We start from the raw sequence: 18,978 nt of genomic DNA on the forward strand, positions 1-18,978 counted from the left end.
GCCCTTACTCCTTCAGCGGGTCGAAGGCCGCGATGTCGATGTCCTTGCTCTCACGCGAGGCGTAGAAGGCCGCGAACGAGATCACCGCCGTGCCGACCAGGAACGCCGCCACCAGCCACGGCGCCCCGCCCAGCCGCGCCGCCAGCGCCGCGCCGATCAGCGGCGAGAAGCCGGCCAGGGCCGCCCCCAGCTCCCGCGAGGCGGCGAACCCGGTGTAGCGCACGCGCGCCCCGAACAGCTCGGCGTAGAACACCGGCTGCACGGCCACCTGCGGGGCGAAGCCGAAGGCGCCCATGATCATCATCGCCAGCCACACCAGCCAGGTGACCCCGGTGTTGACCAGCAGGAAGTACGGATAGACGTACGCCGCCACGAACACCACGCTGAACAGGTTGAGCGGCCGCCGCCCGATCCGGTCCGACAGGTTGCCGTAGATGGGCTGGAGCACGATGACGGTCAGCCCGAACAGGATCACCCCCAGCAGCGCCGCCCGGTTGGTCAGGCCGAGCTGGTTCGTGGCGTAGGCGACGCTGAAGGTGGCCAGCGTGTAGACCACGGCGGTGTCGCAGATGTGCGCGCCGACGCCGACGAGGAAGTTGCGCGGGTAGCGGGCCAGCGCGTCCCTGATCGGCAGCTTGACGATCTCCCGGGTTCGCGCCATCTCGCGGAACACCGGCGACTCGGCGACCCGCAGCCGCACGTACAGCGCCACCCCGATCAGCGCGAAGCTCACCAGGAACGGCACCCGCCAGCCCCACGCCACGAAGTCCTCCTCCGGCAGGAGCTGGACCAGCAGGAACGCCGAGGTGCCCAGCACCAGCCCGATCTGCACGCCGGTCTGGGCGTAGGAGGCGTAGTAGCCGCGCCGGCCGGGCGGCGCGTGCTCGGCCAGCAGCGTCGCCGCGCCGCCGAACTCGGCGCCCGCGCCGAGCCCCTGGCAGACGCGCAGCAGCGTGAGCAGGATCGGCGCCCAGACGCCGATGGCGGGGTAGGTGGGCAGCAGGCCGATCAGCCCGGTGGACACGCCCATGATCACGGTGGTGATGATCAGGGTGGAGCGGCGGCCGATCTTGTCGCCCAGGTGGCCGAACAGGACGCCGCCGAACGGCCGGACCACGAACCCCACGCCGAACGTGGCGAACGCGACGATCGTGCCCGTGGCCGGGTCGGACTCGGTGAAGAACAGGCGGTTGAAGACGAGGGCGGCGGCGGTGCCGTAGATGAAGAAGTCGTACCACTCCAGGGCGGTGCCGACGAGGGCACCCAGGACGACGCGCCGTAATTCGGGTGTGGCGGGCATCTAACCTCCAGGGGGCGTGTGAGGCCGCGGAACGCCGAGCCGCGCGGCGAGCCCGCCCAGCTCCTCCCACACCGGCACGGACACCGGGACGCCCTCCCTCAGGTGCTCCGCGCGCGTGCCGGCCTCGGGCTCCCCCGGCACGACCACGCCGGGGCCGGAGGCGCGCAGGGCCTCGCAGAAGGATTCGACCTGGGCGACATAGGTCTCCAGCGGGACGAAGGCGGAGATGTCGATCGCGGTGATCACCGTGCCGAACGTGCCGTCGTACTCGGGCGAGCAGGCGGTGCCGGTGCCCGTGAGCAGGCCGCCGACGAGCTCGATGAGGACGCTCAGGCCGTACCCCTTGTGGCCGCCGAACGGCAGCAGCGCCCCGCCCCGGTAGAAGTCGGCCGGGTCGGTGGACGGGCGGCCGTCCGGGTCGACCAGCACCCCTTCGGGGGCCGGCGCCCCGGCGGCGTTCAGGAGGCCCAGCTTGCCCTCGGCCATCGCGGCGGTCGCCCAGTCCATGACGACGGCCGCACCGCCGGCGCGCGGCACGGCCCAGGCCATGGGGTTGGTGCCGAGCATCCTGCGGTGCCCGGCGTACGGCGCCACGGTGGGGTCGGCGTTGCCGACGACCTGCGCGATCAGGCCCCGGCCCGCCAGCTTCTCCGCGTACTCGCCGAGCCGGCCGACGTGGTTGCACTCGCTGATGGCGACCACGCCGACGCCGTGCCCGGCGGCCAGTTCGGCCGCCTCCTCGGTGGCCAGGCGGGCGGCGACCTGCCCGAAGCCGCGCCGCCCCGACACGACGGCGCTCGCGCCACGGCGCGAGACCACCTCGGGGCGGGCGGCGGGCACGATGACGCCCGCCTCGATCCGGTCGAGGTACGGCTTGATCCGCCGTACGCCGTGCGAGCCGTGCCCGGCGAGGTCGGCCTCCACCAGGGACTCGGCGACCGTGGCCGCCGTGCCGGAGGGCACGCCGGCGGCGGTCAGGAGGTCTCGGGCGAGTACGTGGAGGTCGGCGGCGAGGACACGTACGGCTGCGTTCACGGTGACCTGTCTCGCTTCGGCAGGACTGCGTTCCGTGTGCGCGCTTATGCCCGTTTCCGGCCCCGCCAAACAGGTCTCGGGAAAGGGCTTACCGCGCCAGTTCCGGCGCCGTGGCGGTGGTCATCCCGGTACGGCCCAGGTCGGCCCGGCGGCCCGCCGCGACGCCGTCGCGGTAGCCGGTGCCGCTGGTCCGGGGCACGCTCATGCGGATGTCGGGGTAGTGGGCGGCGACCGCCCGCTCGACCTCGGCCCGCCGGTCGGCCAGGACCACGGCGGACCCCGTGCCGGCTGATTCGGTCTCGGCGCGGGACTCGGCCGCGCACAGCAGCCGGTAGACCTCGTCGGTGAACCCCAGCAGCCACGACCTCCGGTACGCCCGCACCGCCGTGACGTGCTCGGGCGGCCGCACCCGGGCCAGCCCCGAGGCCATCTGCAGCAGCAGCGAGGTGGCCAGCAGGTCGGCGCGCTCCAGGTCGGCCGCGAACCCGAACACGTGCACGCGCTGCCCGCCGTCGCCGCGCCCGATCAGCAGCGGCCGGCACCGCACCGCCTGCGCCACCAGGCTGACCAGGCGCGCCTTCTCCCTGGCCCAGGGGGCGGGGAGGGTGACGACGCGGTCGCCGGGGGTCTGGCGGGTGCCGGCGGGCGGCAGCGAGTCGATGCCGTGCTTGGCCATCAGCGCCGACGCGGCGGCCATGAACGTGGCCCGCTCGTGCTCGTTGTCGGTGCGTTCGGCCTTGGCCAGCAGTTTCCTGACGCGATCGAGCGTCCGCTCCCGCAACGGCACTCTCCCCTAAGACTTGGTCGTCAGCACCCGCCCGTCGTCGGCGATGATCGGGAAGGCGCCGGTGTCCACGATGCCGTGCTGCTGGTACAGCGCCTCGATGAGGGCGTGCGCCTGCGGCTCCAGCTTCCACAGGGCACGATACTCGCGCGCCGTGGCCAGCGAGATGCCGATCTCCTGGGCGATGTCCACCGTACGCGGCACGATGCCCTTGGCGATCTGCCGGTCCCAGTACTCGCGGGCGGACCGCATCCGCGCCGCGCGCTCGGCCGTGCTGATGACCTGCGGGGTGGTGTCGAGCACCTCGGCGTCCTCGTCCTCGTCGTCGACCAGCTCGGCCAGCGCGGGCGGCAGCGCCGGGCGGGCCGGCACCGGGTGGTGGTCGGCCTCGGGCTCCCACGGCACGCGGGGGTCGGCGTCGATGAGCGCCGAGGTGTTGTACAGGGCGGCGATCTGGGCCAGCAGCGCCTCCTGGCGGGACTGGTCCACGGCCAGGCCGGTGTGCTCGACGGCCTGGTCCATGGCCTTGTCGAGCTTGGCCAGCGCGGCGCGCATCTTCCGCTCCGACGCGCCGCCCTCGCGCAGCGCCTTGGCCCGCTTGGCCGCCAGGGCGACCCTGGTCAGCCTGCGGTGGGCGTCGACCTCACTCGCCGTACGGTCGCTGACCTCGGCCAGCCCCATCCTGACCAGCAGCCGCTCGGGGGTCAGCCGCCAGTTGATGCGGCCGGTGCCGCGGATGCGGTGGCGCTCGATGGCCATGCCGCGCTCCCACAGCCAGGCGGCCACCAGCGGGGCGGCCAGCCTGAACACCGCTTCGGGCAGGCTGCGCGCGTCCATGCTGGACAGGACGGCGGTCAGGCACGTCAGCGCCCACACGGCGATGCCGTCGATGCCGGCGGAGAAGTTCTCGCGCATGTTGCGGCGGGCGCGTACGGCGGAGGTGATGATCGCGACCTCGATGAACGCGAACAGCAGTAACCTGAGCGGCCCGTCGAGGCCCAGCACGTCCCCGGAGAAACGCCACATGCCCTGCGCGGACACGCCCGTGGCGATGGAGGCGGCCACGACGGTCAGCACGTCCTCGACGGGACGCGGGGCGACGTACCTGGTGAACACCCAGGAGACGACGCGCCAGGCGATCCTGAGCACCAGGAACGCGAGCACCAGCCCGGCAAGGCTCAGCAGCGCGATGACAGCGGTGGCGAGCGGCTTCTCCGTGACGAAGGCTGTTATTTCCTCAAATGTCGGCATCAGTCACTATCCGTGAGGCTCAAACTCCGGCTCTATGCGACGAGATCATCGCAGAATGTCGCCATCTTGTACGCCAAACGCCGTCTGCTGCACCATTTTGCCCACGTTTCACTACTGTTCGAGGCTCTTGACGGAGGGTGTATCAGGCGCGGCGGAGCGTGCTCTGCGGTCACAGGGGGTTCGACTCAGGGAGGGGCTCATGAAGATCTTCGGCGGTGAGCCGGCGCTCGTCCTCGGACTGGCGAGCGCTGGCGTGCAGATGGTGACGGCGACGTTCCTGCCGCTGACCAGCACGCAGGTGGCGGCGATCAACGCGATAGCGGCCGCGGGACTGGGCGTCTGGACGGCGTTCGCCACGCGGAACCTGGACGGGGGCAGGTCCATCAAGGCGGCGGCGCTGGGGTTCGCGCAGGCGGCGGTCACGCTGGGGCTGGTGTTCGGGGTGGAGCTGACGGAGCAGCAGACGGCGTCCATCATGGCCTTCGTGGCGGTGGTGGGGGCGGCGTTCGTCCGCCAGGTCTCGAGACCGGCGGGCACGGCCACACCCCAGGCGCCCACCGACCCGCACCCGCAGGCCACGGCGACGGGCGACCCCACACCGGCGGCCAACCAGGGCACGCAGTCCGGCTGAGCCCAGGAGCGGGGCTTACGGCACGGGGGCCGCGCGGGCAACCGGCCGGGTGGGCGTCGGTCGGGTGGGTGCCGGTTGGGTGGGTGCCGTGGTGGTGACAGGGGTGATACGGGGTGGTCGGTCATGGGCGGCGGGCGCACAATGGGACGCGAGGAGGGACTGTGAGCAAGCGATCGCGCAGACGCCGTGCTCTACCCAGCGGCGCGCCCGCCTGGCCCCCCGGCTTCGGCCCCGGGGAGCCCCACTGGACCGAAGGCGACGACTTCCCGTTCGACGATCCGCAAGGAGGCGAGGGCGGCGTGCGCGAGCCGCGCAGGCCCAAGCCCGCCCCGCCCGCCCTGTCGGCCGAGGCTCCGCTGCCCGAGCCGCTCATCCGCGCCCGCGACCGCACCCAGCCGCCGCCCGACGAGGTGACCAGGGCGTTGGCCGGCAGGTGAGGCCGTCCCCGGGTCGAGTCCAACTGCACCCACCGGCTGGGAGGGCGGCAGGGGTGAGATGTAAATTCGTCCTTTCGGAGGGCACCATTCACCAATCCGGATGGGACCATCTACGTAGGGATTTATCCCAACATGGTGTGATGTATCCCAGCAGGACGGATATCGATGTCAGATACAGAAGAGTTCCCGCTCGTCCAGTTCATGCGTGACGGGTTCGACCCCGTGGGCGAGCTCGGGCGCATCCGGACCGAGCACCCGGTCTTCCCCATGGAGATCCCGGGCGGTCAGACCGTGTACCTCGTCACCCGCTGGGATGACGTACGCGGTGTGCTCGGCGACCACGAGCGTTTCAGCAACGACTTCGCCGGCGTGATCGGGCTCGGCTCCAACCAGGAGGACCCCGGCGGCCTGGGGTTCCGCGACCCGCCCGAGCACACTCGGCTGCGCAAGTACCTGACGCCCGAGTTCACCATGCGCCGTCTGCGCCGGCTGGAGCCGCGCATCGAGGCCATGGTCGAGGAGTACCTCGACCGCATCGAGGCCAAGGGCGCCGAGGGCATGCCGGTGGACCTGGTGGAGGAGTTCGCGCTGCCGATCCCGTCGCTGGTCGTGTGCGAGCTGCTCGGCGTCCCGTTCGAGGAGCGCGCCGACTTCGTGAAGATCAGCAAGGACCGGTTCGACTTCACCGCCGGGCCCGAGGCGTCCCTGCAGGCCATCAACGACGCGATGACGTACCTGACGGACCTCGTGGCCAGGGAGCGGCAGAATCCGGGTGACGGGCTGCTCGGGCAGTTGCTGCGCGAGCACGGCGACGAGCTCGACGACCGTACGCTCGCCAGCATGGCCGACGGACTGCTGACCGGCGGGCACGACACCAGCACCAGCATGCTCGCGCTCGGCTCCCTGTGGCTGCTGCGCAACCCCGAGCAGGCCGCCAAGGTGCGCGAGGTGGACGGCTACGTCGTGGACGTGGTCGAGGAACTGCTGCGGTACATGACGGTCGTGCAGGTCGCCTTCCCGCGCTTCGCCCGCGACGACCTGGAGCTGCACGGCGTACCGATCAAGAAGGGCGAGATGGTGCTGTGCTCGCTGACCGGCGCCAACCGCGACCCCGCCCTGGGCGAGAACATGGACGAGGTACGGCCGGGCCGGGCGACGGCGGGCTCGCACATGGCGTTCGGCCACGGCATCCACCGCTGCATCGGCGCGCCGCTGGCCCAGATGGAGATGCGCATCGCCTTCCCCGCGCTGCTGCGCCGCTTCCCCGGCCTGCACGTCGCGGGCGAGGTGCCGTTCCGGGAACTCGCCATCGTCTACGGGGTCAAAGAACTACCCGTCGCCTGGTAGAGCGGTTACGTTCGCAATGTGAACGAGCCTGTCATCGACCTGACCGCGATCAGCGCCGTCGTGTTCGACACCGACGGCGTGGTCACCGACACCGCTCGGGGGCACGCGGCCGCCTGGAAGCACGTCTTCGACGCGTTCCTGCGCGGCCGCTCGGCACCGTTCGACATCCGCGACGACTATCTGCGGCACGTGGACGGGCGCCCGCGCCTCGACGGCATCCGTACGTTCCTGACCGCTCGCGGCATCACGGTGCCCGAGGGATCGCCCGACGACGAGCCCGGCGCGCCGACCGTACACGGGCTCGGCCTGGCCAAGGACCGCCTGTTCATGGAGCAGGTGGACAAGTACGGGGTGGCCGCGTTCCCGTCCACGGTGGCGCTGCTGCACGAGCTGCGGCAGCGCGGCGCCCGTACGGCGGCCGTCTCCGCCAGCCTGCACGGCCGCAAGCTGGTCGGCTCGGCCGGGGTCATGCACCTGTTCGACCTGCTGGTGGACGGCAACGACGCCGCGCTGATGAACCTGCCGGGCACGCCCGACCCCGCGCTCTACCTGGAGGCGGCCCGGCGGCTGAACCTGCCCGCGGCCAAGGTCGCGGTGGTGGTGTCCGCGCTGCCGGGGATCGAGGCGGGCAAGAAGGGCGGGTTCGGGCTGGTCGCCGCGGTGGCCCGGGACGGCGACGGGACCGGTGCGGACGTCGTGGTGCCCGATCTGGGGGATCTGGGGGTGCTGGGAAGGGTTCTACCCTTGAGGGCGTGACCGTTCTGATCGATCCGCCCAACTGGCCGGGGCCGCGTGGCCTGATGTGGTCGCATCTCGTCAGCGACAGCTCGCTGGAGGAGTTGCACGCCTTCGCCGTGCGGTTGGGGGTGCCGGAGCGGGCGTTCGACCGGGACCACTATGACGTGCCGGAGACCGTGCATGCGCGGGCCGTGGAGCTGGGGGCCGAGGCGGTCGGTTCTCGGGAGCTGCTGCGGCGGCTGATCGCGGGCGGGCTGCGCCGCCGCAAGCGGCACCGGGTCGGTTAGGGCCAGTCAGGGCTGGTTCTCGGCTCCGATCCCCCGGCTCCTCGCTCTCCCACCGCACTACGTCTGGTGTCCTTGGGGGGAGGGAGAAGGCGGGGTCGTGCCGGGGTGGTCAGTCGGTGGTCAGGGTGGCGAGTTCGGCGGTCATGTTGGTTCTGGCGGGGGCCTCCCACAGCTCCCTGGCTCGTGGGGTGCGGTAGAGAGACGGGGTGGCGAGCAGGCGGCGCAGCACCTGCGAGCGGCCCCGGGCGAACGCGGGGTCGGGGACGTGGGCGTATTCCTGGCGGATGGCGTGCGCGTAGGCCGGGTAGGCGGGGCTGGCGAGGATGGCGAGGTCGGCGTCGCACAGGACGGCGCCGTCATGGTCGCCGGGTCCGAGCGTGTCGTGGGCGGCCGTGAGGCGTACCAGCCGGGCGACCGTGGCGACCCGGCCGGCGGGGACGCCGCATCCGGGGAGGCGGGACTGGGCGAGCTGGGCGCTGCGTTCCTCGTCCCAGCCGGGGCGGCCGTCGTAGACGGCGTCGTGGAACCAGGCCGCGAGCCGTACGGCCGTCGCGTCCTCGGCCTCGGTGGCGAGCGGTTCGACGGCGGCCAGGACGGCGGCCAGGTGGGTGCGGGTGTGGTATCTGCGGTGCGGCTCGGACCAGCGGGCGAGGAGCTCCGCGCGGACCGCCAGGGAGGCGGGCGAGCCGTCCGCGAGCTCCGCCCAGCGTTCGCGTGAGGTCCAGTCCTCAGCCACCCCGCCGACGCCCGAGACCCCGGTCTCGAAAGGCCCGCCGACGCCCGAGGCCTCGCTCTGGGGAGGGGCGGCGGTGGGGGTGTCGTTGTCCGGTGCGGGCCAGTCGTCGATCACGGTTCCACCGTAGTGGTAACTTCTGGGCATCGGGACGACAGGCAAGGAGCCGCGGCGCCTGCCCCGCTGGCGGGAGCTGCGGGCCGTCATGCCCGGGCGGCCCCGGTGGGCGCGGGCGGCGAGGGTGGCGGCGGCGGCCGATGTGGCGGATCTGCGGCTGCTGGCCAGGAAGCGCGCCCCGCGCATGGTGTTCGACTACGTGGACGGCGCGGCCGAGGGTGAGCGGTCGATGGCCAGGGCGGTGGCGGCGTTCGAGCGGGTGGAGTTCGCCCCGCGCGTGTTGCGGGACGTCGCCGAGGCTCCGACGGCGGTCGAGGTCCTGGGGCGGCGGATCGGGATGCCGGTGGTGCTCGGCCCGACCGGGTTCACCCGGATGATGCACCGCGAGGGCGAGCGGGCGGTGGCGCGGGCGGCGGAAGGGGCGTCGATCCCGTACACGCTGTCCACCATGGGCACCACGACGGCGCGGGACGTGGCCGCGGCGGCGCCCGGCGGGTGGAACTGGTTCCAGCTGTACGTGGTCCGCGACCGCGCCCGCAACCTGGAGTCGCTGGCCATGGCCGCCGATGCGGGCATGGACGTGCTGGTGGTGACCGTGGACGTGCCGGTGGCCGGGGCGCGGCTGCGGGACGTGCGGCACGGGCTGACGATCCCGCCCGCCCTGCGCTGGCGCGGCGCGCTGGAGGTGCTGCGGCACCCGGCGTGGTGGTTCGACTTCCTCACCAGCGAGCCGCTCAGGTTCGCCACCGTGGAGGGGGCGCCCGCCGACCTCGCGGGCCTGACGAACCTGATGTTCGACCCGTCCGTGACGATCCGCGACCTTGAGTGGATCAGGTCCGCGTGGCAGGGCCGGCTGCTGGTCAAGGGGGTGCAGCGGGTGGACGACGCGAAGGACCTGGCCGCCGTCGGGGTGGACGGGATCGTGGTGTCCAACCACGGCGGGCGCCAGCTCGACCGCTCCCCCACGCCGCTGGAGCTGCTGCCCGAGGTGGTGGCGGCCGTGGGGGACCGCACGGAGGTGTTCCTCGACGGAGGGGTGCGGAGCGGGGCCGACGTCGCCGCCGCGGTCGCGCTGGGCGCCCGGGCGTGCTTCGTCGGCCGCGCCTACCTGTACGGCCTGATGGCCGGCGGCGAGCCCGGCGTGCGGCGGGTGCTGGACCTGCTGCACGCCGAGCTCGTCCGTACCCTGCAACTGCTGGGCGTGGGCGGCGTCGAGGGCCTGGGCCCCGACGTCGTACGGCTCAGGGGAAGGTGACGACCTTCACCGGGATCGTGTCCGTGCCCTGAGCGGGGCCTCCCGTGTTGTTGACGACGTGGGCGATCGTGCCGTTGCCCCCGAGGGAGACGGTGAGCAGGTCGTGGAAGCGCACGTTCGGGTTGACCGGCGTCTCGAAGCCGCGTTCGGCCACGATGCTCGGGTCGACGTTGAAGTAGCAGTACGCCCCCAGCCCCCACGCCTCGTGCGAGGTGACGGAGTCGGCGACCTTGTAGGCGGCGTAGCCGCGGGTGGAGCCGTTCATCCAGGCGGCCTGGTTCGGCGGGTCGTAGGGCATCTCGTTCTGGAAGAAGATCGTCCGGCCGCGTTGCCCGTTCCAGATGACCTGGTACTTCTGGTAGTGCTCGACGAACAGCCCGTACGCGGTGACGTCGTCGCCGTTGACGATCAGCCCGGTGTCGGCGGTGTTGACGGTCCAGCCGATGCCGGTGCCGTGGTCGCCGCGCCAGGCCCAGATGTGGTCGATGATCGTGTGGTCGCTGTTGATGACGAGGCTGGTCGTGGCCTTGCCCGCGTGGCTGCCGCCGATGCGGAAGAACACGTCCTGGATTGAGATGGGGTTGGCGGCGTGCGAGGCCGAGGAGCCGGACGGGCCGACCTCCATGAGGATGGGCGAGTTGACCGGCCCGGCGTCGAAGAGCAGCCCGGCCACCTTGACGCCGTCCACGTCGGCGACCCGCATCGGCACCACGCCGTTGTCGGGGATGATCGTGGCGTAGCCGAGGCCGAGCACGACCGTGTCGGGCCTGGTCACGTTGATGGTCTGGCCGACGTGATAGATGCCGGGCGTGAAGAGCAGGTTCAGGCCGGCGGCGAGGGCGGCGTTGATCGTGGCGGCGGTGTCGGCCGGCTTGGCGACGTAGAAGCGGTTCAGCGGGATGGAGGTGCCGGTGCCGGGCCAGCTCGCGCCGCGCGAGTTCTGCCGCAGGGCGGGCACGAACACCTGGTAGGCGCCCGCGGAGTCCACGTACAGGTAGGGCTTCTCCCTGGTCACGGGGCTGGTGTCGAGCGTCGTGTACGGCGGCTCGGGGAAGGACTGGGCGGGGGCACCGGCGACGCCGGAGAAGACCATGTTCCACACGCCGTTGAGCCAGCCGCCGATGGTGCTGTCGCGGGTGAACCACTGCTGCTGCGAGTACGGCTGCACGGTCCCGTCGATCCGGCTGTCGGCGATGTAGCCGCCGCTGGCCCACCCGTACCCGCTGGGCGCCAGGTTGAGGTTGCCCCTGACGTGCATCCGCCGGAACGGCGCCGCCTGCGAGACCGCCCACTGGTTGGTGCCGCCGGTCGGCGTGATCGACAGGTTCTCGGCCGAGCGCCAGAAGTTCTGCGTGGCGTTGCCGCCGAACCAGCCCGCGTCCACCCTGACCTGGCCGTTGATGGTGACGTCGTCGGGGTTGCGGCCCAGGCCCATGATCGAGGTGTAGAAGCCGATGTTCGCGTTGACGTTGTAGCTGCCGGGCTTGAACAGCAGGGCGTGCCGCTGCAGCCCGAACTGGTTGGACTCCATCTGGGTGAACACCGAGTCCAGCGTGGACTGGATGGTGGAGGCCGGCATCGACGGGTCGAAGACGTGCACGTTGGGGCCGAGGTCGCCGCCGGGCTGCGGGTCGGCCGTGCCGGTGGTGCGCACGGTGAGCTCCCAGAGCGAGTAGCCGTACGCGGTGGCCCTGACCGTGCCGTGCACGCGGAGGTAGCGGCCGGCGCCTGAGACGTTCAAAGTCTGCGTGCCGCCCGTGCCGGTCGTGGTGGAGTGGATGTCGGTCCAGGTCGAGGCGTTGTCGGAGACCTGGACGCGGAAGGACCTGGCGTAGGCGGCCTCCCACTGGAGCACGACCTGGCAGATCTGCCGGACCGAGCCGAGGTCGACCTGGAGCCACTGCGGGTCGGCGAACAGGCTGGACCAGCGGGTCCCGGTGTCGCCGTCCACGGCGGCCGGGGCGGAGGTGGCGGCGCCCTCGGACGAGGAGGCGGTGGCCGGGCGGTTGAGCGCGGCGTTGGCGGTGCCGCAGGCCGCAGACCCCGTGGTGCCGTAGACCTGGAGCTCCCACAGCGAGTAGCCGTACGCGGTGGCGCGGGCGGTGCCGTACAGGCGGAGGTAGCGGCCGGTGCCGGACACGGTGAGCGTCTGCGTGCCGCCGGTTCCGGTGGTGGTCGAGTAGATGTCGGTCCAGGTGGCGGCGTCGGCGGAGACCTGGAGGCGGAACGCGGTGGCGTACGCGGCCTCCCACCGCAGCACCACGCCGGACACGGTGGCGGTGGCGCCCAGGTCCACCTGGAGCCACTGCGGATCGCCGAACGCGCTGGACCAGCGGGTCCCGGTGTCGCCGTCCACGGCGGCCGAGGCGGGGGTGCCGGCGCTCTCGGAGGACGAGGCGGTCACGGTCCGGCCCTGCGACAGGAGCGGGTCGGCCGCCCGCGCGGGCCCGGCGACCAGGAAGGACAGGATCAGGGCGGCGAGTGACGCCACGACGAGGGCGGTACTTCGGGGCGGGTGCACTGCGAACTCCTCACGAACAGGGGGGTAGTGAGAGAGCGCTCTATCGAGCAGAGCGTGCCTGCGCCCGGCACTTCTGTCAATGCTTGATTTAACGCCTACGCAATAGTGGTGACCACTTCCGGAAACGCGGCGTCACCGAAGAATGGCTCGATCACCAGCGTGGCCGCGCCCAGCGCGACCGCGTCGGGCCCGAGGCGGCCGAGCACGACCATCTCCGGCTGGAACGGCTGCGCCTGCGTGTTGGCCGCGGTGGCGGCGCGGATGTCGGCCAGCAGCCGGCCGCCCAGCATGAGGCCCGCCCACCCCCCGATCACGATGCGCTCGGGGTTGAACAGGTGCACCAGGCTCGACAGGCCCACGCCGAGCAGCTCGACGCTCTCCCCGATCACCGGCGAGCCCTCCTCCAGCAGCCTGGCCAGCGCCGCCTCCTCGTCGGCGGAGTCGGCCACCACGCCGGCCCGGTCGAGGATGGCCTCGGCCCCCAGGTACGCCTCCAGGCACCCGCGCGCCCCGCACCGGCAGACCCGCCCCCCGGCGACGATCTTCAGGTGCCCCACCTCGCCCGCGGCCTTGCCCGCGCCGCGGTAGATCCGCCCGTCACTCACCACGGTCCCGCCCACGCCGGACCCCACGAGCAGGATGATCGCGTCGCGGGTGCCCCGGCCGGACCCGAACCACAGCTCGGCCTGCCCCATGGTCTTGGCGCCGTTGTCCACGAACAGCGGCAGCGCGGTGCCGGCCCGCAGCAGCGCGCCCAGCGGCACCGCCTCCCAGCCGAACGTCTTGGCCCGCACCAGCGCGTCCGGCCCCGGCTCGACGATGCCGGGCACGCCGACGCCCACGCCGAGCACCTGCCCGGCGGCCACCTCGCCCTCGGCGATGACCGCGTCCACGCCGGTCAGGATGTGGCGGGCGACCAGCTCGGGGTCGTGCTTGGCCGACCGGACCGCGTAGTGGGCCCTGGCCCGCACGTTCATCTCCAGGTCGAACAGCTCGACCTTGACCTGGGTCTCGCCCACGTCCACGCCCACCGCGTAGCCGAAGGCCGGGTTGACCTTGAGCAGGACGCGGGGCCGGCCGCCGTCGGAGTCGACCTGGCCCGCCTCGACGATGACATTGTCGGCCAGCAGGTCGCCGGTCATCGTGCTGACCGTGGCCGCGCTGAGGCCGGTCTCGGCGGACAGCTCGTTGCGGCTGGCGGGGCCGCCGAAGTAGAGCGCGCGCAGCAGCATCGCCCGGTTGCCCCGGCGAAGATCTCGTACGGTCCTGCGCCCTGACGTGCCCATCCTCGTCCCCGTTCCTCTCCCGAAACCCGCCGCCATGTTAGTTCACGGCCCGAAGGGTGAGCGCGGGCCGCCCGGATGTCCACGGCGTTACCGAAGCGTTTCCCGGCAACTCCTGACTTCTTTCGGACCTTAGATTATGGTCTGGCCATCCCCCCGATGAGGAGACGACAATGAGCCGAGGACTTGTGCGAGGCGCCGTCGTGGCGATGCTGGCGAGCGGCCTGGCCGCGTGCGGCGGCGGTGGCGGCGGCGGTGGCCAGGGCGACGCCAAGGAGTTGACCTTCTGGATGTACCAGGACCGCACCCCGCAGGCGGGCCAGGTCATCGAGAAGGTCCGCCAGGACTTCGAGAAGGCCAACCCCGGTGTCACCGTCAAGCTCGTCAAGATCCCGAAGGACGACTACAACACCAAGCTCGGCAGCGCCGTGGCCAGCAAGAGCGCCCCCGACGCGGGCATCCTCGACCAGCCGCTGGTCTCCAAGTACGCCCTCGACGGCACGATCAAGGAGGTGCCCGCCGGGCTCATCACCGAGGCCGACTACTACAAGGGCGCGCTGGACACCAACCGCGCCGGCGGCAAGCTCTACGGCCTGCCCCAGGACCAGACGACCGTCGCGCTCTTCTACAACAAGAAGCTGGTCCCGACCCCGCCCAAGACGTGGGACGAGCTGAAGCAGACCGCGGACCGGGTGCACGCCGCCGACGCGAACGTGGCCGGCATGAACGTGCCCAAGGGCGACGGCTACGGCGCCTGGATGTTCCCCGGCATCGTGCACGGCGCGGGCGGCGAGATGGTGGACGACGCCGGCAAGAAGGTGCTGTTCGACCAGCCGCCCGCCGTGGAGGCGCTGCAGCTCTGGGTGGACCTGCAGAAGTCGTCGCCGCGCAAGATCACCGACTCGGACAAGCCCTTCGAGAACGGCCTGGCCGCCATGACGATCTCCGGCCCGTGGGACGTGCCGACGATCCGCGAGCAGTTCCCCGACCTCGACTTCGGCGTGGCGCCGCTGCCGTACAAGAGCGAGCCGGCCGGCAACATCGGCGGCGAGGACTCGGTCGTCTTCTCCACCAGCAAGAACCCGGACCTGGCGTGGAAGTGGCTGGCCTTCCTCGGCAACGCGGACAACAACGGCGTCGTCGCCGACGCGCTCGGCGGGTTCCCCGTCCACCTCAAGGCGAAGGTCGTCGCGGGCGGCCCGGAGCAGGCGGCGTTCCTGGAGCAGCTCAAGGTGGCGCACGCGCGCCCCGCGGTGCCGCAGTGGATCCAGGTCAACGACGAGATCATCGCCCCGGCGATCGAGTCGGCGCTGACCGGCAAGGTCACGGCCCAGCAGGCGCTGGCGGACGCGGCGGCCAAGACCCGCTCCCTGCTCGGCTGGAACAGCTGACGTGACGGCACCCGTACTGGCGGACCGGCGGGTGGCGGCGGGGCCTGGGAGACGTGCCCGCCGCCGCCCGCCACGCCGCCGCGACCACGTGATCGGCTGGCTCCTGGTCACCCCGGCGCTCGTCTACTTCCTGGTCTTCCTGCTGTACCCGGCCCTGTCGGCGCTCTACTACAGCTTCACCGACTGGAACCTGCGCACCGACGCGAACTGGGTGGGCCTGGCCAACTACACGGACCTGCTGTTCGACGACGTCAAATACCCGCACTTCTGGAAGTCGGTGCAGGTCACCCTGCAGTACACGCTGATCGCCGTGCCGCTGACCCTGGTGGCCGCGCTGGTGCAGGCGCTGCTGGTGAACGCGATCAGGCGCGGGGCGAACCTGTTCAGGCTGCTGCTGTTCCTACCGGTCGTCACGGCGGAGGCGGCGGTCGGCGCGATCTGGCGCTGGCTCTACGATCCGCAGTACGGCCTGATCAACACGCTGCTCGGCCTGGTCGGCATCCCGGGGCAGAACTGGCTCAACACCCCCGAGCTGGTCATCCCGGCGCTGGCGTTCATCGCGGCCTGGCAGTGCGGCATCTCGATGATCATCTACCTGGCGGGCCTGAAGGGCATCCCCGGCGCCATCCAGGAGGCGGCGATCATCGACGGGGCCGGGCCGTGGCAGCGGTTCTGGCGGGTGACGTTCCCGATGCTCCGGCCGACCACGTTCTACCTGCTGGTGACCGGGGTGATCGCGGCGCTGCAGGTGTTCGGCCTGGTCTATGTGATCTTCTCCGGCAACGGGCGCAGCGTCACCGGCGGGCCCGAGCAGTCGGGGCTGACGTACGTGCTGCACCTCTACCTGTTCGCCTTCCGCTACGACGCGATGGGGGCGGCCTGCGCGATGTCGTTCATCCTGCTCGTCTTCATCATGATCGTCACCGCGCTGCAGTTCAGGTTCGTCAAGCAGGAGGCGTCATGAGGAAGGCGTCCATGTACGTGGCGCTGGTGCTGCTGGCGGCCGTGTCGGTGGTGCCGTTCCTGTGGATGCTGGCCACCTCGGTCAAGCACGGCCAGGACATCTACAGCAAGGTGCCCAACCTGCTGCCGCTGGACAGGAAGACCGGCGAGTGGGCGGCGACGCTGGACAACTACGACTACGTGCTGGGCGTCGGCGGGCTGGGCAACGCGTTCGTGAACAGCGTGTGGGTCTGCGCGATCCTGGTGCCGGCGAAGCTGCTGGTGGACGCGCTGGCCGCGTACGCGTTCGCGCGGATCCCGTTCCCCGGCCGCGACAAGCTGTTCGTGATCATGCTGGGCGGCATGATGGTGCCCGCGATCACGCTGCTGGTGCCGCGCATCCACGTCACCCAGTCGCTGGGCATGTTCGACACCGGGTGGGGGCTGATCGTCCCGAACATCGCCTCGGTGCTCGACATCTTCCTGCTGCGGCAGTTCTTCCTGTCGCTGCCCGGCGAGCTGGAGGAGGCCGCGCTGATCGACGGGGCCGGCCGGATGCAGATCTTCTGGCGGATCGTGCTGCCGCTGTCGAAGCCCGTGCTCGCGGTCGTCACCATCACCAGCTTCCTGTTCCACTGGAACGACCTGGTGTGGCCGCTGCTGGTCACCAACGACCCCGAGCTCTACACCCTGCCGCTGGCGTTGCAGCAGCTCGTGGCCAGCCCCGACGGCGGGCGCGCGTACTACATCATGGCGGGCGCCACGCTCGCCGTCCTGCCCGTGATCGCCGTGCTGCTGGTCTTCCAGCGCCGCATCCTGCAGGGCATCGCATTCACCGGTCTGAAAGCTTAGGAGGACAAGCGTGGTCATCGAGGTCCGCGACGGGGTCGCCGTCGTCGACGGCGTGCCGCGGGTGCTCGTCACCGCCGACTATCCGTACTACCGCGACGATCCGGCCGTGTGGGCCGACCGGCTGCGGGCCGTACGGGACGAGCTCGGGATCGAGGTGGTCACCTGCTACCTGCCCTGGCGGCACCACCAGCCCGAGGCGGGCACGGCCCCCGACTTCACCGGCGTCACCCATCCCGCCAGGGACGTCACCGGCTTCCTGGCGCTCTGCCACGAGCTCGGGCTGCGGGTGGTCGCCAAGCCGGGGCCGTTCATCCACGCCGAGGTCAGCTACGGCGGCCTGCCGGACTGGGTGTGCCCGGACGCCGACCCGTCGATCGAGCCGCTGCTCGACGCCGCCGGCGCGCCCTCGCGCTGGGGTGACGGCGCCGCGACCCGCACGCTGCCGGCGCCGCTCGGGCCCGCGTTCCTGACCAGGGCGACGCAGTGGCTCTCGGCGGTCGGCAAGGAGGTGCTGGCCGGCGCGGAGGCGGTGATCGCGGTGCAGATCGCGAACGAGGGCATCTACACCAGCGGGGCGCTGCCGCTGACGGCCTACGACTACAGCGCCTCCGGGGTGGCGTTCTACCGGGACCGGCTGCGGGCCTGGTACGGGACGCCGCAGGCGTACAACGAGGTGCACGGCACCGCGTTCGGCGACTGGGCGGAGGTCGGGCCCCCGGTCACCGGCCTGCTCGCCCTCGCCGACTGGGGGCGCTTCCACGCCGACTACCTGGCCGAGGTGTACCGCGTCTGGACCCAGGCCGTCGGCTCCGACCTGCCGGTCGTCGTCAACCTGAACCCGCCGACCGTGCCGGAGCTGGACGACTGGCTGGCCAGGGTCAGGCCGGAGCTGTGGGACGGCATCTCCTACGGGTTCACCAACTGGATGGGCGTCGTGTCGGCCGACCCCGGCGCGCAGGCCCGCTACGTGATCGCCGCCAAGCGCGCGCCCGGCCCCAACCTGGAGGAGAACTGGGGCTTCTCCGAGCTCTACGACCCGGCCTACATCGACGGGGCGACCAGCTTCCACCAGTCGCTGCTGGCGATGGCGGCGGGCGCGACCGGCTTCAACGTCTACACCGGGGTGGCCACCTCGGGCTGGGCGCCGGAGCTGGACGCGGCGCACGCGGGGCCGTACCCGGACTGCGCGCCCATCGACGCGGGCGGCGCGGCCACCGGGAAGGCGCCGGTGGTGCGGGCGCTGGCGGACTTCTTCGCCGCGCACGGCGCCGAGTTCCTGGAGTGCGCCGGGGTGCGGCGGGACGCGTTCGGGCTGTACCTCCCCTACGCCGGGATCGCCGCGCTGTCCGGTCCCGGCGGCCCCGGCTGCGGCCGGGCGCTGCTGGCCTTCCACGAGCGGATGCGGGCGCGGGGCCTGGACTACGGGCTGGTCGAGCTGGAGAGCGTGACGCCGGAGGAGCTGGCCGCGTACCGGACGGTCACCGTGCCCGGCGGGCCGTTCATGCACCGGCGCGTTCAGGAGCTGCTGGCCGCCTACGCCGCGGCGGGCGGCCGGGTGCTGGTGGACGGGCCCGTGCCCGAGCTCGACGAGCGGCTGAGGCCGTGCGCGCTGCTCGCCCCCTCCCCCGCTCCCCCGCCGGAGGCCGGCGAGGGCCTCGTCCTGTACGGGGAGGCCGACGCGTTCCTGCGCAGCCACCCCGGCCGGGACGTCCACTACCTCACGGTGCTCGTCCAGACGGGCAACGAGGGCCCGATCGGCCTGCGGACCCCGTACGGGACCGTCGAGGTCGTCGCCGCGGAAGGCGGCGGCGCGGTGCTGCGCCTGGCCGGCGGGCGGCTCGGCGACATGGTGGTCAAGGGGCTCAACGCCTACCTCGACTGCGCCGTGGAGGCCAGCGTGCGGTTGAACGGCGTACGCGTCGGCGCCACGGGCCCCGGGGACCTCGTCAGGATCGGCGGTCCAGGAAACTAGAAAAAATCACCTATTCATCATCAGAAAGGACGCGTATTTCGCCACCGGTGTCGTCGCTCTGCTCCTTCACACGGGGACCTGTCCCGCGGAGAGGAGATCGAA

At 71.9% G+C, this 18,978-nt stretch carries 17 protein-coding genes; 10 read left to right on the top strand and 7 right to left on the bottom strand.

Going from position 1 to position 18,978, the window contains the following annotated elements; all coding sequences use genetic code 11:
* Positions 1 to 4: 4 nt before the first annotated feature.
* The 4 genes from ACTWPW_RS24230 to ACTWPW_RS24245 all read right to left on the bottom strand — a co-directional run bounded on the left by ACTWPW_RS24230 (position 5) and on the right by ACTWPW_RS24245 (position 4,370).
* Positions 5 to 1,300: an MFS transporter gene (locus ACTWPW_RS24230; RefSeq protein WP_375110103.1), complete on the bottom strand. Its 1,296-nt coding sequence runs from the start codon at positions 1,298 to 1,300 to the stop codon at positions 5 to 7.
* Positions 1,301 to 2,335 (bottom strand): Ldh family oxidoreductase, encoded by a 1,035-nt coding sequence (locus tag ACTWPW_RS24235; RefSeq protein ID WP_443169975.1) that lies wholly within the window; start codon positions 2,333 to 2,335, stop codon positions 1,301 to 1,303.
* 88 nt (positions 2,336 to 2,423) lie between these two features.
* Positions 2,424 to 3,116 carry a DUF2786 domain-containing protein gene (locus ACTWPW_RS24240; protein ID WP_375110101.1) on the bottom strand — a complete coding sequence of 231 codons (693 nt, stop codon included), beginning with the start codon at positions 3,114 to 3,116 and terminating at the stop codon, positions 2,424 to 2,426.
* Between the two features lie 12 nt (positions 3,117 to 3,128).
* Complete coding sequence (locus ACTWPW_RS24245) at positions 3,129 to 4,370, bottom strand: hypothetical protein (RefSeq protein ID WP_375110100.1); 1,242 nt, start codon at positions 4,368 to 4,370, stop codon at positions 3,129 to 3,131.
* Between the two features lie 199 nt (positions 4,371 to 4,569).
* Between ACTWPW_RS24245 and ACTWPW_RS24250 the strand changes: the two genes are divergently transcribed.
* The 5 genes from ACTWPW_RS24250 (at position 4,570) to ACTWPW_RS24270 (ending at position 7,810) form a co-directional block, all read left to right on the top strand.
* Complete coding sequence (locus ACTWPW_RS24250) at positions 4,570 to 5,001, top strand: hypothetical protein (RefSeq protein ID WP_443169976.1); 432 nt, start codon at positions 4,570 to 4,572, stop codon at positions 4,999 to 5,001.
* A gap of 161 nt (positions 5,002 to 5,162) precedes the next feature.
* Complete coding sequence (locus ACTWPW_RS24255) at positions 5,163 to 5,438, top strand: hypothetical protein (RefSeq protein WP_375110098.1); 276 nt, start codon at positions 5,163 to 5,165, stop codon at positions 5,436 to 5,438.
* A gap of 165 nt (positions 5,439 to 5,603) precedes the next feature.
* Positions 5,604 to 6,785, top strand: a complete 1,182-nt coding sequence (locus ACTWPW_RS24260) for a cytochrome P450 (RefSeq protein WP_375110097.1) — start codon at positions 5,604 to 5,606, stop codon at positions 6,783 to 6,785.
* An 18-nt stretch (positions 6,786 to 6,803) separates the two neighbouring features.
* Entirely contained in the window at positions 6,804 to 7,541 is a 738-nt protein-coding gene (locus tag ACTWPW_RS24265) for an HAD family hydrolase (RefSeq protein ID WP_375110096.1), read from the top strand.
* Positions 7,538 to 7,810: a DUF4031 domain-containing protein gene (locus ACTWPW_RS24270; protein ID WP_375110095.1), complete on the top strand. Its 273-nt coding sequence runs from the start codon at positions 7,538 to 7,540 to the stop codon at positions 7,808 to 7,810. Before ACTWPW_RS24265 ends, ACTWPW_RS24270 begins: the two co-directional genes overlap by 4 nt.
* 109 nt (positions 7,811 to 7,919) lie before the next feature.
* Here ACTWPW_RS24270 and ACTWPW_RS24275 read toward each other — a convergent pair whose 3' ends face one another.
* The gene (locus ACTWPW_RS24275; protein WP_443169977.1) at positions 7,920 to 8,660 is read right to left on the bottom strand and encodes an HD domain-containing protein; all 741 of its coding nucleotides are present in this window, start codon (positions 8,658 to 8,660) and stop codon (positions 7,920 to 7,922) included.
* A gap of 88 nt (positions 8,661 to 8,748) precedes the next feature.
* Here ACTWPW_RS24275 and ACTWPW_RS24280 point away from each other — a divergent pair, with 88 nt between their 5' ends.
* Positions 8,749 to 9,915 (top strand): alpha-hydroxy acid oxidase, encoded by a 1,167-nt coding sequence (locus ACTWPW_RS24280; RefSeq protein WP_375110093.1) that lies wholly within the window; start codon positions 8,749 to 8,751, stop codon positions 9,913 to 9,915.
* Here the strand turns inward: ACTWPW_RS24280 and ACTWPW_RS24285 are convergent.
* Together ACTWPW_RS24285 and ACTWPW_RS24290 are read right to left on the bottom strand one after the other, a co-directional pair.
* On the bottom strand, positions 9,902 to 12,406 hold the full coding sequence (locus tag ACTWPW_RS24285; RefSeq protein ID WP_443169978.1) for a discoidin domain-containing protein: 2,505 nt from the start codon (positions 12,404 to 12,406) through the stop codon (positions 9,902 to 9,904). The two genes, ACTWPW_RS24280 and ACTWPW_RS24285, sit on opposite strands and share 14 nt — an antisense overlap.
* Positions 12,407 to 12,531: 125 nt before the next feature.
* Positions 12,532 to 13,722, bottom strand: a complete 1,191-nt coding sequence (locus ACTWPW_RS24290) for an ROK family protein (RefSeq protein ID WP_375110091.1) — start codon at positions 13,720 to 13,722, stop codon at positions 12,532 to 12,534.
* A 170-nt stretch (positions 13,723 to 13,892) separates the two neighbouring features.
* On the opposite strand from ACTWPW_RS24290, the gene ACTWPW_RS24295 reads away from it, so the two are divergent.
* The 4 genes from ACTWPW_RS24295 to ACTWPW_RS24310 are packed head-to-tail and all read left to right on the top strand — an operon-like array spanning position 13,893 to position 18,876.
* Positions 13,893 to 15,110 carry a sugar ABC transporter substrate-binding protein gene (locus tag ACTWPW_RS24295; protein ID WP_375110090.1) on the top strand — a complete coding sequence of 406 codons (1,218 nt, stop codon included), beginning with the start codon at positions 13,893 to 13,895 and terminating at the stop codon, positions 15,108 to 15,110.
* 1 nt (position 15,111) lies between these two features.
* Positions 15,112 to 16,074 carry a carbohydrate ABC transporter permease gene (locus ACTWPW_RS24300; RefSeq protein ID WP_364116446.1) on the top strand — a complete coding sequence of 321 codons (963 nt, stop codon included), beginning with the start codon at positions 15,112 to 15,114 and terminating at the stop codon, positions 16,072 to 16,074.
* A complete protein-coding gene (locus ACTWPW_RS24305; protein ID WP_375110089.1) occupies positions 16,071 to 16,904 on the top strand; it encodes a carbohydrate ABC transporter permease in 834 nt (277 codons plus the stop codon). Before ACTWPW_RS24300 ends, ACTWPW_RS24305 begins: the two co-directional genes overlap by 4 nt.
* Positions 16,905 to 16,914: 10 nt before the next feature.
* A complete protein-coding gene (locus ACTWPW_RS24310) occupies positions 16,915 to 18,876 on the top strand; it encodes a beta-galactosidase (protein ID WP_443169979.1) in 1,962 nt (653 codons plus the stop codon).
* Positions 18,877 to 18,978: the final 102 nt, after the last annotated feature.

The sequence above is a fragment of the Nonomuraea sp. KM90 genome, assembly GCF_052246675.1.
Lineage (GTDB): Bacteria > Actinomycetota > Actinomycetes > Streptosporangiales > Streptosporangiaceae > Nonomuraea.

Bases quoted from the DNA above. Each gene is read 5' to 3' on its own strand.
- ACTWPW_RS24230 (WP_375110103.1), bottom strand. From the start codon at position 1,300: ATGCCCGCCACACCCGAATTACGGCGCGTCGTCCTGGGTGCCCTCGTC.
- ACTWPW_RS24245 (WP_375110100.1), bottom strand. From the start codon at position 4,370: ATGCCGACATTTGAGGAAATAACAGCCTTCGTCACGGAGAAGCCGCTC.
- ACTWPW_RS24250 (WP_443169976.1), top strand. From the start codon at position 4,570: ATGAAGATCTTCGGCGGTGAGCCGGCGCTCGTCCTCGGACTGGCGAGC.
- ACTWPW_RS24260 (WP_375110097.1), top strand. From the start codon at position 5,604: ATGTCAGATACAGAAGAGTTCCCGCTCGTCCAGTTCATGCGTGACGGG.
- ACTWPW_RS24280 (WP_375110093.1), top strand. From the start codon at position 8,749: ATGCCCGGGCGGCCCCGGTGGGCGCGGGCGGCGAGGGTGGCGGCGGCG.
- ACTWPW_RS24290 (WP_375110091.1), bottom strand. From the start codon at position 13,722: ATGGGCACGTCAGGGCGCAGGACCGTACGAGATCTTCGCCGGGGCAAC.
- ACTWPW_RS24295 (WP_375110090.1), top strand. From the start codon at position 13,893: ATGAGCCGAGGACTTGTGCGAGGCGCCGTCGTGGCGATGCTGGCGAGC.
- ACTWPW_RS24305 (WP_375110089.1), top strand. From the start codon at position 16,071: ATGAGGAAGGCGTCCATGTACGTGGCGCTGGTGCTGCTGGCGGCCGTG.